Annotated in this window: 19 protein-coding genes; 3 read left to right on the top strand and 16 right to left on the bottom strand. The window is 58.6% G+C overall.

The window, feature by feature from the left end; translation table 11 throughout:
• Nucleotides 1–12: 12 nt before the first annotated feature.
• The 16 genes from ACP7DE_RS00335 to ACP7DE_RS00260 form a co-directional block, all read right to left on the bottom strand.
• Entirely contained in the window at nucleotides 13–1,284 is a 1,272-nt protein-coding gene (locus ACP7DE_RS00335) for a hypothetical protein (RefSeq protein ID WP_426070223.1), read from the bottom strand.
• A complete protein-coding gene (locus ACP7DE_RS00330) occupies nucleotides 1,281–1,928 on the bottom strand; it encodes a lambda exonuclease family protein (RefSeq protein ID WP_426070222.1) in 648 nt (215 codons plus the stop codon). The genes ACP7DE_RS00335 and ACP7DE_RS00330 overlap by 4 nt, the downstream gene beginning before the upstream one ends.
• Nucleotides 1,925–3,046, bottom strand: a complete 1,122-nt coding sequence (locus ACP7DE_RS00325; RefSeq protein ID WP_426070221.1) for a RecT family recombinase — start codon at nucleotides 3,044–3,046, stop codon at nucleotides 1,925–1,927. Before ACP7DE_RS00325 ends, ACP7DE_RS00330 begins: the two co-directional genes overlap by 4 nt.
• A 112-nt stretch (nucleotides 3,047–3,158) precedes the next feature.
• On the bottom strand, nucleotides 3,159–3,404 hold the full coding sequence (locus ACP7DE_RS00320; protein WP_426070220.1) for a hypothetical protein: 246 nt from the start codon (nucleotides 3,402–3,404) through the stop codon (nucleotides 3,159–3,161).
• A complete protein-coding gene (locus ACP7DE_RS00315; protein WP_426070219.1) occupies nucleotides 3,401–3,532 on the bottom strand; it encodes a hypothetical protein in 132 nt (43 codons plus the stop codon). Before ACP7DE_RS00315 ends, ACP7DE_RS00320 begins: the two co-directional genes overlap by 4 nt.
• On the bottom strand, nucleotides 3,529–3,843 hold the full coding sequence (locus ACP7DE_RS00310; protein ID WP_426070218.1) for a hypothetical protein: 315 nt from the start codon (nucleotides 3,841–3,843) through the stop codon (nucleotides 3,529–3,531). Before ACP7DE_RS00310 ends, ACP7DE_RS00315 begins: the two co-directional genes overlap by 4 nt.
• A gap of 235 nt (nucleotides 3,844–4,078) precedes the next feature.
• A complete protein-coding gene (locus ACP7DE_RS00305) occupies nucleotides 4,079–4,258 on the bottom strand; it encodes a hypothetical protein (protein ID WP_426070217.1) in 180 nt (59 codons plus the stop codon).
• Nucleotides 4,259–4,406: 148 nt separating this feature from the next.
• Nucleotides 4,407–4,928, bottom strand: coding sequence for an HNH endonuclease (locus tag ACP7DE_RS00300; protein ID WP_426070216.1), 522 nt, complete (start codon nucleotides 4,926–4,928; stop codon nucleotides 4,407–4,409).
• A gap of 44 nt (nucleotides 4,929–4,972) precedes the next feature.
• Nucleotides 4,973–5,245, bottom strand: a complete 273-nt coding sequence (locus ACP7DE_RS00295; protein ID WP_426070215.1) for a hypothetical protein — start codon at nucleotides 5,243–5,245, stop codon at nucleotides 4,973–4,975.
• 91 nt (nucleotides 5,246–5,336) lie between these two features.
• Nucleotides 5,337–5,519: a hypothetical protein gene (locus tag ACP7DE_RS00290; protein WP_426070214.1), complete on the bottom strand. Its 183-nt coding sequence runs from the start codon at nucleotides 5,517–5,519 to the stop codon at nucleotides 5,337–5,339.
• 161 nt (nucleotides 5,520–5,680) lie between these two features.
• Nucleotides 5,681–5,959: a hypothetical protein gene (locus ACP7DE_RS00285; protein WP_426070213.1), complete on the bottom strand. Its 279-nt coding sequence runs from the start codon at nucleotides 5,957–5,959 to the stop codon at nucleotides 5,681–5,683.
• Nucleotides 5,960–6,045: 86 nt separating this feature from the next.
• Nucleotides 6,046–6,645 (bottom strand): hypothetical protein, encoded by a 600-nt coding sequence (locus ACP7DE_RS00280; RefSeq protein WP_116744710.1) that lies wholly within the window; start codon nucleotides 6,643–6,645, stop codon nucleotides 6,046–6,048.
• Nucleotides 6,642–6,959 carry a hypothetical protein gene (locus tag ACP7DE_RS00275; RefSeq protein WP_133250785.1) on the bottom strand — a complete coding sequence of 106 codons (318 nt, stop codon included), beginning with the start codon at nucleotides 6,957–6,959 and terminating at the stop codon, nucleotides 6,642–6,644. Before ACP7DE_RS00275 ends, ACP7DE_RS00280 begins: the two co-directional genes overlap by 4 nt.
• Before the next feature lie 115 nt (nucleotides 6,960–7,074).
• Nucleotides 7,075–7,557 carry a hypothetical protein gene (locus ACP7DE_RS00270; RefSeq protein WP_426070212.1) on the bottom strand — a complete coding sequence of 161 codons (483 nt, stop codon included), beginning with the start codon at nucleotides 7,555–7,557 and terminating at the stop codon, nucleotides 7,075–7,077.
• Nucleotides 7,554–7,865, bottom strand: coding sequence for a hypothetical protein (locus ACP7DE_RS00265; RefSeq protein WP_426070211.1), 312 nt, complete (start codon nucleotides 7,863–7,865; stop codon nucleotides 7,554–7,556). The genes ACP7DE_RS00270 and ACP7DE_RS00265 overlap by 4 nt, the downstream gene beginning before the upstream one ends.
• The gene (locus ACP7DE_RS00260) at nucleotides 7,862–8,623 is read right to left on the bottom strand and encodes a S24 family peptidase (protein ID WP_426070210.1); all 762 of its coding nucleotides are present in this window, start codon (nucleotides 8,621–8,623) and stop codon (nucleotides 7,862–7,864) included. Before ACP7DE_RS00260 ends, ACP7DE_RS00265 begins: the two co-directional genes overlap by 4 nt.
• 45 nt (nucleotides 8,624–8,668) lie before the next feature.
• Here ACP7DE_RS00260 and ACP7DE_RS00255 point away from each other — a divergent pair, with 45 nt between their 5' ends.
• The 3 genes from ACP7DE_RS00255 (at nucleotide 8,669) to ACP7DE_RS00245 (ending at nucleotide 9,376) form a co-directional block, all read left to right on the top strand.
• A complete protein-coding gene (locus ACP7DE_RS00255) occupies nucleotides 8,669–8,881 on the top strand; it encodes a hypothetical protein (protein WP_426070209.1) in 213 nt (70 codons plus the stop codon).
• A complete protein-coding gene (locus tag ACP7DE_RS00250; protein ID WP_426070208.1) occupies nucleotides 8,878–9,015 on the top strand; it encodes a hypothetical protein in 138 nt (45 codons plus the stop codon). Before ACP7DE_RS00255 ends, ACP7DE_RS00250 begins: the two co-directional genes overlap by 4 nt.
• Before the next feature lie 70 nt (nucleotides 9,016–9,085).
• Nucleotides 9,086–9,376, top strand: a complete 291-nt coding sequence (locus ACP7DE_RS00245) for a hypothetical protein (protein WP_426070207.1) — start codon at nucleotides 9,086–9,088, stop codon at nucleotides 9,374–9,376.
• Nucleotides 9,377–9,386: the final 10 nt, after the last annotated feature.

The raw sequence follows: 9,386 nt of genomic DNA, 5'->3' as shown, positions 1-9,386 counted from the left end.
GGTGGGCGGTGTTTATGCGGCTTCGGCGACCAGGCCGGCGCGCGCGGCGGCAAAGTCGAACTTGGCCAAGCGGTCGATGGCCTCGGCCGCCATCAGGCCGAACTGCTCGAACATCACATCGAGGATGTCGCTGTCGGATGGGTAGAGGTCATCGGCGGCGTCGTCGAGCAGGTCAGGTGCTGGCGCTGGGCGGCTCGCGGCCGGCGCGATGGTGGCGGGCGCGCGGCGGATGCCGATAGGAGCGGAGGGCGCAGGGGCGGCAACCTGGGCGGCTTGCTCGGCGGCGCGCGCCACGGCGAGCTGTGCGGCTTGCTCGGCTTGCACAGCTTCATTGGCCAATCGGTCGGCGTCGACCTGGGCCAGCCGTGCGGCTTCTGCTGCAGCGGTTTGCATGTCCAGCAGTTCCTGGCGCTGGCGTGCGATTGCCGCTTGCTCCAGCCGGTTCTGCTCGGCTTGGGCGTCTGCCTGCTTTTTCAATTCAGCGGCCTGGGCCTCGCGTTGGCGCAGCGCCTCGGCTTCCTGCTCGGCGACCAGCGCCGTGCGGCGGTCGTCTTCGGCTTGGCGTTCGGCAGCGATACGCTCAGCTTCCACGTGGGCGATGCGCCGGGCCTCGGCAGCCGCTTCGCGCAGCTGGGCTAGTTCGGCGCGCTCGGCGGCAATGCGGGCGGCTTCTTCTTCGTTGGCCAATGCTGCGGCGTGCAGGCTGGCCAGCTTTACGCTCACTTCGGCAACGACCTTGGCAGCGTCTTTCTCGAATTCGGCAAAGCGCGCCTTGTCCACAACGATGGCAGCCACAGTTGCTGCGGCCGCCTGAATATCGGAAGCGGACTTGCCCACTAGTTCCAGCGGCGTATCATGGATCGCCGCAATATCAGCCTGGATCGCAGTAATGCGTTCGCGCTCCTTCGCAATAGCAGCTTGCTTTTCGGCCTCAACCTTGGTGTCGTAGGCGTCGCGCAGCTCGAACACGCGATTTTCTTCTGGCGTGATCAGCGCAATCAGGTCTTTTTCCTTTGCAATCACCGCCTTGCTGAAGTCTGTCGCGTCTTTGCGTGCAGCCTCGCCGACGGCCTTGATGCCGGTGCGCAGTCTCAGCAGGTTCATGCCGATGCGGTGTGCCTGCTCGCGGCCGGCGGGATCGATGACGGCGGTGATATCGGTCGAGGCGGCAACCTGTTCCTTGATTTTTGCCTCGTAGTCCACGGCGCCCAGCGCGACGGCTGCGCGCTGCGGCAGAGTGAGGGCGGTGGTGGCCGGCGTGGCCTGGGTGGTTTCGGTGATCATGCTGCCTCCTTCATTCGTAAAATTGTTTCGTTTTCAGTAACCAGTTTTTCAAACCCAACCAGATCGAGCACCATCGCGTCGATGAAAGCGTCGTCGCGCTCGACCCGGCGGTACCACAGTTCTTTGCCGACCGGGGCCAAGGCGGGGCAGTACAGACAAAAATCCCACCAGCGGCGACCGGTGATCCACATGCAGCCCTGCACCTGGTCCATGAACTCGCTGAAATCGCCGTTTATCAGAACATCGCGGAGGCGTTCGGGTGAAATCAGGCATTTGTATTCGCTGCCGCCGTCATCGCCAATCAGCCCGTCCGCACTGGCGCCAAACAAGCGATCTTCGGTAAGGACAAAGCCAGCGCGCTCAACAACGTGACCGCTTTGCACCTCGTGCTCATGGCGCGCGGCTGGCTCCAGGTCATGGCCGCGTCGCATGGCATAGGTTTCGAATCCTTCATCGAGCGGCATGCCGCTGATGCGCTCGATAGCCAGGCGGAAGGCGTAATCATTGGCCGCTGACGTGGGCTGGCCTTTGTTTGCACCCGATTTCAGCTTGGCGCGCGCCACCACGAACATGCTGGCGGTGATTACCCCGGCTCGGGCAGCATGCCATTCGGGGCTTCCTTGATCGCAGGAAAGGATGATCATTTGGACGCCTCGACAGCTTCTGCGCGTGCCTTCATTGCAGGGTAGGTGCCGGCCAGCTTGTCCTGCGTGGTCTTGGAGAGCCGATCCCAAGCGCCAACAAATGCTTCTAGACCCTCGTCAGCGACTGCGCCAAGGTCGGCAGCCAACTCTTCCATTTCAGGCGAGAGCGGGGAAGGCGTTGCACTGGACACCGGCGCCGCATCAACCGTACGACTTTGATCAGCAGCCACAGCTTTTGCTTTCAGGCTTTCGTGATCGGAAGCCAGGGCTTTCCGATTTGGCACGCCGGTTTCAGTCCAGAATTTTTGATAGGCTGCTACACCTTTGCCTGCGGCAGCTTCGGCCGCGTCGATCAATGCTTGCGATGCCTGTGCTGGCGCTGGTGCGCGCATGCCTCCGGTACCCGGCGTAATATCGCGCGCCTCGCGGTTGCCTTCGTCCAGCTCGTCTGGCGTGTAGACACCCAGGATTACGTCGGGTGCATAAAGACGCGACCAACGCTTGACTGCCAGATAGGCAAGTTGTTGTTTGGGGTCGCTGGCCCACAGAGGGGAATTGCGCACGCTCGCCTGAACCAGGAGCAGGTCAAGCACGCGTGGCACGATCTCACCCTTGAGTGTCGAAGAGACGCGGACACCCAGGCCGACCTCGGACTCCATACCGTAATCAGGCACGCGGAACTGATATTCCTTTTTGTCGCCCTTGGCTGGCACGGTAATTACTTTGGTCTTTCCGATAATTTTTTCCCATGGACCGTACCACTCGTAGCTGAAGCGGTCTTCAGTCACGCCGCTGGACTGGATCACGGCATTGACCAGCTGGGCTTCATAGCCAAGGGCGCCGTTCACCAGGTGGGTTTTCTGCGCGACGGCGAACGGGTTCATGCGCCACTGGATGGCCTGCATGATGACGGCGGCGCAGTCGGCCGGGCTACCGCGCAAGTGTTCCGGGATAGTGGCGCGGCCTTTGGCCATGATGTCGGCCAAGCGCATCATGCTGTCCATACTTGCGCTGTCCAGAATCAGCGAGGCGCTGCTGGTGGACACCACGGGCAGGTCGCCTTGTTCGTACTGCGTTGTTTGCATGGCGGTGTGGCTTTCTTGCGTTACTGCGTTCATGACTTTTTCCTTGTGAGTTTTATGATTTCTGCCTTCAACAGCGCCAAGCGGACGGCGTAGACGATGGCGTGGCCGGCATGCCAGTTGCGCAGGGCCTGGCTGGCCACGTCCATCACGGCTTGGCTGACGACGTCCACTGCGCCTCCCGGTGGGCGCGGCCCAGGCGCTGAACGCGCGCGGCGGATGCGTCCAGGTCGATCAGCGCTTCGATCTGCGCGGTGATCAGCTCCTTGCGCATTTCTTCCAGCCCGGCCAGCTCGCGGCGCACGCCGGCCAGGCGCATCTTGTTCATGCGGTGCTGGTGCTGCGCCTGGTAGTGGCGGTGGGCGGCCAGCAGGCGGTGGAAAAGGGCGATCATTTGCGCACCATCGCCGTCACGCCCAGGGCGCCGTCGTCGTAGGCCGCGTTTTGCAAGGCGCCGAGATCGCCAATAGCGGGATAGCTATGCACGCCGTCGGCGGTGCGGATGGTGATGATGTAGCTCATGCTGCACCTGCTGGATGCATTGCGGCAGCGATGCCGGCGTCTTCGCCGACCACGTAGCGGCCAGTCGTGCGGCCGCAGAACGGGCAGTGGCTGGCGACGCACGGCATTTCCTTGCCCTTGGCGCTGGTAAAGCCCTTGCCCGTGCCACGGATGCGAAACGGGATGTTGATCGTGCTGAGCAGCCCCATGTCGTCCGTCATGGCAAAGCCGGTGGCTTGGCATTCGACTTTGATGTCGCTGCCGGCCTTGGCCACGATGAATGGCGAGCTGGGCAGGTTCGTTTCGATTCTTTTGACGCAGTCGCAATTCATTGTTCTGCTCCTCTGGTTAATTGGCTGTTGACGACCCGGTCAATCCGTCGGGCGTGTGATTCCTGCGGCTGGTGGGCCGCCAACACATGACCATCGAGAATCCCTCTTTGGACGCCGACACCAGGTGATTAATCTGGCCGTACCCGCTCGGCAATCACCCCGGCAGATTCGATGGTCATGTCTTGGCCGCCGGTTACGCCGGCGAAACGGGCCAGGGCGACTGGCCGGGGTGAAATTAGGCTGCCGACACCTGCGAAGGGCGGAAGCGCTGGCTTTGCGTCGAGCCGTCCAGCAGCACTTCCAGGAAGTCGCCGCGCGCGCCTGGGTGCGTCTGCACGAACTTGCCAGGGCGCGCTGCCGGGTCGGTCTTCGTGCCCTTCACATTCACCTTCTGATCTTTTTTGAAATTCGACATGCTGTATTTCCTTCAAGGTTGGTTGTGGCGCCGGGCTTCCCCGGGCGCCTGATCCTCACGAAGATCAATCGGGGCATTTCAGATCCCACTGGGTCGGTTCTTTTGCCTGACCAGGACTAGCCGGATGGTTGCAGCACCCGACGACCGCTTACTGCAGAGAACCCGTTACTGGGGAGGGACGATTGCTAAATCGAAACTCACCGAATGCTGCTTTTGCCGCAATCTCGTAAGCCTGAGCAGCCAGTTCACGTGTCTTGTGGCAGCCAAGGTAGTGATTGACGCCGCCGATCTTGATTTGGGCCTGCCAACTGCCATTGCGGCGCTCCGTCACGCCTTTGAGGCCAGATGCCGCCTTGACGGTTGTGTTTGCAATGTTCTGTGCATGAGTTGCCAGACGAAGATTCACAATTCGGTTGTCGTCTCTCACACCATTTATGTGATCCATGCTCAGCGTTGGGAACTCGCCAAAATGAATCGCCCATGCCAGGCGGTGCGCCAAATGAGAGTGGTTGTCAATGTTCAAAATGCGATAACCATCCCTGTCGAGTCTCCCGCACGGCGAGCCGCGCTGCCGAACTTTGTTCTTGGAGGTTTTCTTCCAGGTCAGCAGTCCGGTTTCCGGGGCGTATTCGATTTCGGAACGCAGGTAGTCAATCGAGATAGTGAGCATTGGTAAAAATCCATCTATGTTTATGAGTCCTGTCCCGCCTTGAACTACGGCGCGGGCGACCGCTGAACTGGTTTGGCCAGCTCGACCAGGTGGCCGAGCTCCTTGCCGTAAAAGGTGTTGCAGGGCGACGCCATTCGCGCATCCGTCAGGGCCATGGCATGCGCCACACTTTTGTTGCGGGCGCGGACCTTGTTGCGGTACGTGCCGTCCGTGAAGCGAATCGTCACGTCGAAGTGAAAGCGCGGGGCCGGCACCGTGGTCGTGGCCTGGGCCAGCTCGGCCTGCAGCTGGGCGGCGTCGTGGTCGCGGGCGCTCATGGCGATTAGCCGCGCTCTGGGATTGCGATTGCCGGGATCACTTCGCCGTGGGCGATGAGGACCGCTTCGAGTGCTGCAAGTTCGGCGGGGCTCATGCTGCGCTCCTGGCTGCATAACGCTTCGCAACGAAAGCACCCAGCGAGCGACCGTCGGCCACAGCTTGGTCATACACGGCACGGCTGATGCGGTTTTCCACGAAGAGGCGGGTGCATGCCTTGATGTCGCCTTTGGCGGCATTGGCCTTGATCAGTGCGATTGCTTGGGTGCGGGACATGTCGTACTCCTGTATTTGCTTTCGATGGAGTTACTTTACCAAAAAGATAAACACGCAGCAAGCATAATTTACCAAAAAGATTAATTATTTATTTTTGGCGCAGCTTTTGGCAAATCGATGGACGAAAAAAAGCCTCGAAACGTCGAGGCTGGCGTTGGTGCTTAGAAGGGTAGTTCGGGTGGCGGTGGCGACCGGTAGGCCTGCCACTCGATTTCGTCAGCGTTGATCTGCTTGATCAGCGGTGCGATGTCGAACGTTGAGTAGCTGTGCGAAAAGCCACCGACGCGCGGCGCCAGCAGCAAGATGGGAAGGGTGGGGAAGAACCTTTGCGCGTGGAGCAGTGCGGCCGGGCCAGTAGACGGCCAGGTATGTTCTGGCTCGACCTGGACCACGGCCAACTGGACTTGCTTGATCTTGATGATGGCGGCGCATAGTTGCATAAATGCATTATGCGTTGAATGTTGCCAATATGGAAGTGGTTGGAAATGCAAGGGTATTAAAAAGCCCGCGCGAGGCGGGCTGATATTCAGGGCTTGGCAGCAGGCGCCGGAAGCACTTGAGGCGGGGCGGTAGTGGTCGGCGGCGCTGGTTGTGCGTAGATCACGACCGGCGCTGGCGCAACTGACGCGGGCTTCGGCGCCATATTGTTAATTACCAGCACTATTACGGCAATCCCAACACCAACCAGGCCAGACACGATGGCGATGACTCTGGAGAGAGTATCCGTGGTGGCCTTATGTATATCCGCCGTCGTTTTGTGAAGTAGTGACTCAAAGCGCGCGAAATTTGCATCGAACTTGGCATCCATGGCCGCCATGCCAGTGGTAAGTTTCACGTCCAGAGACGCGATTCGGGCATCCATCCGAGTCTCAATGACTTCCAGTCTTCCATCCGACTTGGCCGCAGCCGTCTCCAGCCGCTGATCGAGGCTGTCACTCATCGCTTTCAGTCGGGCGTCAATGTAATCCTTATCTGTTGTCGCGCTCATAGTGTCTTTCTTCTCATGATTCGCGGTTGCCTCAATGTCAATCAGTCGGAACCCTGTTTCTTCGAAGTGTACATCATTTGAAGAAGGATTCTGGTATATGGTTCGAAGGATCTCATCTGTCCGTACAGTGTATGTCATGTGGCGACTTTCTTGGCGGCCTTCCACTGAACGATGATGCCCAATGCATGCTGACGAATGTAGCCACAGTTGTTGCAAGCAACCCCCATAGTGGGAATGTTTGGAGGCGGGATTGAAAACGCCCCACTCTTCGAAAGAGCGATCAATCCAAAATTCATATTTGGCGCTGATAAAATTCCCCAGCCATTTGTGCCACAAGAAGGACAAGCGTGGCTTTTAACTCTTTCTTGTAAAAATAATTTGAAGTCATCTTCAGTAACATCTGCAAAATTGAGCTTTCCAGATTCTGCTGGCCCACTTTTTTCTTCGCTCATATAAGTTCCGATCCATTTCCTCAACGCGAAATTGAGAATTGTTAAATTTCTTGAAATCGCGATTACACTATTGTTAGATGCTCATACCTACGAATTTAATGCAATTTTTAAGAGATCATTTAATCAGCCTCACACCCGACGCCGGCGAAGCAAGTCCTATCAGCCTACCTTTGCGGTAGAACATGATCTCGCGGGCAGTGCCACCCAGGCATGCATCCATATCAGCATAGGTCGTGACCATCTGCAGGCGCTTCGCCTCGGGTTGCTTTTCGATGGCATACGTCCAGTGCACGGTCAGATGATCGCCCTCGATGTGCCAGCCGGCGAGTTTGCGGATTGCGAACTGCACGTCCTGGGCAGCCTCCTTGTTGCAGGACTGCGGCCTACGCATGGATACAGGGACCGGCTGCTCGCTAACCGCTGGGCCTGTGAAGTGCGGATTCTTTATGCTACTGACCAGCTTGCACGCGTCAGCCGGCACGGCCTGGCTGACGGTGTAGGCGCGGCCAGTTGCTGTATCGGTGCATTGCCATGTCTCGGCGTAGGCAGCGGGCGCGAGCGCCAGAGCGGGTAAGAGAAAAAGTAATCTGGGAATCATGGCGCCAGTCGGTAAGTTTGCTCGTACTGTGCCTGCATCTGCTGGCATGCATCCCGGGCAATTTGTGCTTCGACCGAGCCCGATGGCAACGCTTTAGCACGGCCCCAGCAAAGCTCAACCGCATCCTTGGCTGCGGATTTCTCTTGGGCGTCTACTTGCAGGCGACTGGGAGTTGCGCCGACCGGCTCACGGTGCAACGACCAATACCCAAAGAAAAGCAGCGCCGTTACAGCTGCCACAAGACCAGGGAAAATAACCTTGAAGATCGTCGGCCGCGCCGCATCGCGGCTGCCAAGAGGGGGACTCACAGTCGATCCTTGAAATTACGTGGCTCGAAACGGACAACGCGGCCGATTACCTTGCAGTCGCCGGTACGGCACGGCTCTTGTTGGAAATCAGGGTTCTCGGACGCCAGATACCATTCGCGCCGCTCGTAGCGCAGGCGCTTGACAACCGACTCCCCCTTGTAATTCAGTGCGAAAACGCCGCCACTCACACGGCTCGTATCTTTTGTATTGACGACAGCCACGTCGCCTTCGTACATCATCGGCACCATGCTTTCGCCCTTCACTTTGATCGCGAGCAGCTGGTGCGTAGTGAGGTCGTTTTCTTCGAGCCACTGGCGAGGGACGTGTAAATGCCCGACGTCATCAAAAACGCTATCTGCTTCGAAGCCGGTAATTCCTGCCCGTAAATGCTCGGGAACCATGCGTATGGCGACCATAACAGGGGCCATATCATCATCATCAGTCACCGGCCGCGCGCCAGGCGCGTCGACAGGTTCGTCGTCCTGATCCACTGCGTGCCTCACATCAAGCCAGCCAGTTGGCTTCTCGAAAGCCTGCTCAATACGCTTGGCGATTGAGTTGCCGATGTTTTTGATTGGCGTCTTGCCAATTATTTGACTTACCTGCGACGGGACCATATTGAGGGCGCGCCCTAATTCCACCTGGCCGCCTGCAAGGTCGGCAAGGGCGCGGGCGTTCTCTCGTCTGATTTCTTCTCTTGTCATCGCGTGATGGTCTTCTAATTTAACAAAAAGATAAACAACCAAAAAGATAAACAAATTGCCGCAGAAAGTTTATCTTTATGGTAAAGTCGCGGAATGGATATGAAAAATTACCTCAAGCAAGCCGCGCCTTGCGACCGTCAGGCGTTAGCTGATGCCGCAGGAACTTCGGTTGCTTACCTCTACTTGATCGGCGGCAGGCATCGGCGCCCGAGCACGAAACTCTGCCAGAAACTCGTTGCCGCCGAAGTCATGTTGAGCCTGAGCGAGTTGCGCCCTGACGTATGGGGCGCGTCAGAAACGGTCGCGGCATGATCCGCCTGATCCTCATTTTCCCGCCGCGCCTGGCAGACGACTTCGTGCGCATCCCGCTGCTCGAACCGCACCAGATGCCTTGCGGCGTGCCGCTTGAGGAGTGCGCATTGCCAGCCTGCGAGCGCCCACCGTAAAACAGCACCAAGTACCAGCCTGTATTTCGCTGTACCCAAACCCTGTAACACCGACCACCAGGAGAAAACCATGAAACAGAAGCAAAAACGCACCGCGCTCGTCAAGGGCTACATCACCGACGAGAACAAGGATGCCTTGCAAGCCGCATGCACTGCGATGCGCAAGACCGTCAGCGATGTACTGAACGAATGCACGATCGTGATCATCCGCAATCACCTGGACGCCAGGCCGAAACGGAATGATACGCCGCCGTTTTCCAGCGGGACTAGGCCTAAATCAGTAAATAACAGGGCCCAGGTTTTTCCGGCGCCGCGCCCGTGCTTTGGCGTTGTACCACGCGTCGTGCGGATGCGGGTTTAACGGCATGGAG

It is taken from the genome of Janthinobacterium sp. DSP2-3-3 (assembly GCF_049897325.1).
Classification (GTDB): domain Bacteria; phylum Pseudomonadota; class Gammaproteobacteria; order Burkholderiales; family Burkholderiaceae_D; genus Janthinobacterium.
The sequence above is the reverse complement of the archived record's forward strand: the minus strand, read 5'-3'. Positions and strand labels throughout refer to the sequence as shown.

What these genes read in the sequence shown, in the direction of transcription:
- ACP7DE_RS00335 (WP_426070223.1), bottom strand. Translation starts at nt 1,284, where the DNA reads ATGATCACCGAAACCACCCAGGCCACGCCGGCCACCACCGCCCTCACT.
- ACP7DE_RS00330 (WP_426070222.1), bottom strand. Translation starts at nt 1,928, where the DNA reads ATGATCATCCTTTCCTGCGATCAAGGAAGCCCCGAATGGCATGCTGCC.
- ACP7DE_RS00325 (WP_426070221.1), bottom strand. Translation starts at nt 3,046, where the DNA reads ATGAACGCAGTAACGCAAGAAAGCCACACCGCCATGCAAACAACGCAG.
- ACP7DE_RS00320 (WP_426070220.1), bottom strand. Translation starts at nt 3,404, where the DNA reads ATGATCGCCCTTTTCCACCGCCTGCTGGCCGCCCACCGCCACTACCAG.
- ACP7DE_RS00315 (WP_426070219.1), bottom strand. Translation starts at nt 3,532, where the DNA reads ATGAGCTACATCATCACCATCCGCACCGCCGACGGCGTGCATAGCTAT.
- ACP7DE_RS00310 (WP_426070218.1), bottom strand. Translation starts at nt 3,843, where the DNA reads ATGAATTGCGACTGCGTCAAAAGAATCGAAACGAACCTGCCCAGCTCG.
- ACP7DE_RS00305 (WP_426070217.1), bottom strand. Translation starts at nt 4,258, where the DNA reads ATGTCGAATTTCAAAAAAGATCAGAAGGTGAATGTGAAGGGCACGAAG.
- ACP7DE_RS00300 (WP_426070216.1), bottom strand. Translation starts at nt 4,928, where the DNA reads ATGCTCACTATCTCGATTGACTACCTGCGTTCCGAAATCGAATACGCC.
- ACP7DE_RS00295 (WP_426070215.1), bottom strand. Translation starts at nt 5,245, where the DNA reads ATGAGCGCCCGCGACCACGACGCCGCCCAGCTGCAGGCCGAGCTGGCC.
- ACP7DE_RS00290 (WP_426070214.1), bottom strand. Translation starts at nt 5,519, where the DNA reads ATGTCCCGCACCCAAGCAATCGCACTGATCAAGGCCAATGCCGCCAAA.
- ACP7DE_RS00285 (WP_426070213.1), bottom strand. Translation starts at nt 5,959, where the DNA reads ATGCAACTATGCGCCGCCATCATCAAGATCAAGCAAGTCCAGTTGGCC.
- ACP7DE_RS00280 (WP_116744710.1), bottom strand. Translation starts at nt 6,645, where the DNA reads ATGACATACACTGTACGGACAGATGAGATCCTTCGAACCATATACCAG.
- ACP7DE_RS00275 (WP_133250785.1), bottom strand. Translation starts at nt 6,959, where the DNA reads ATGAGCGAAGAAAAAAGTGGGCCAGCAGAATCTGGAAAGCTCAATTTT.
- ACP7DE_RS00270 (WP_426070212.1), bottom strand. Translation starts at nt 7,557, where the DNA reads ATGATTCCCAGATTACTTTTTCTCTTACCCGCTCTGGCGCTCGCGCCC.
- ACP7DE_RS00255 (WP_426070209.1), top strand. Translation starts at nt 8,669, where the DNA reads ATGAAAAATTACCTCAAGCAAGCCGCGCCTTGCGACCGTCAGGCGTTA.
- ACP7DE_RS00250 (WP_426070208.1), top strand. Translation starts at nt 8,878, where the DNA reads ATGATCCGCCTGATCCTCATTTTCCCGCCGCGCCTGGCAGACGACTTC.
- ACP7DE_RS00245 (WP_426070207.1), top strand. Translation starts at nt 9,086, where the DNA reads ATGAAACAGAAGCAAAAACGCACCGCGCTCGTCAAGGGCTACATCACC.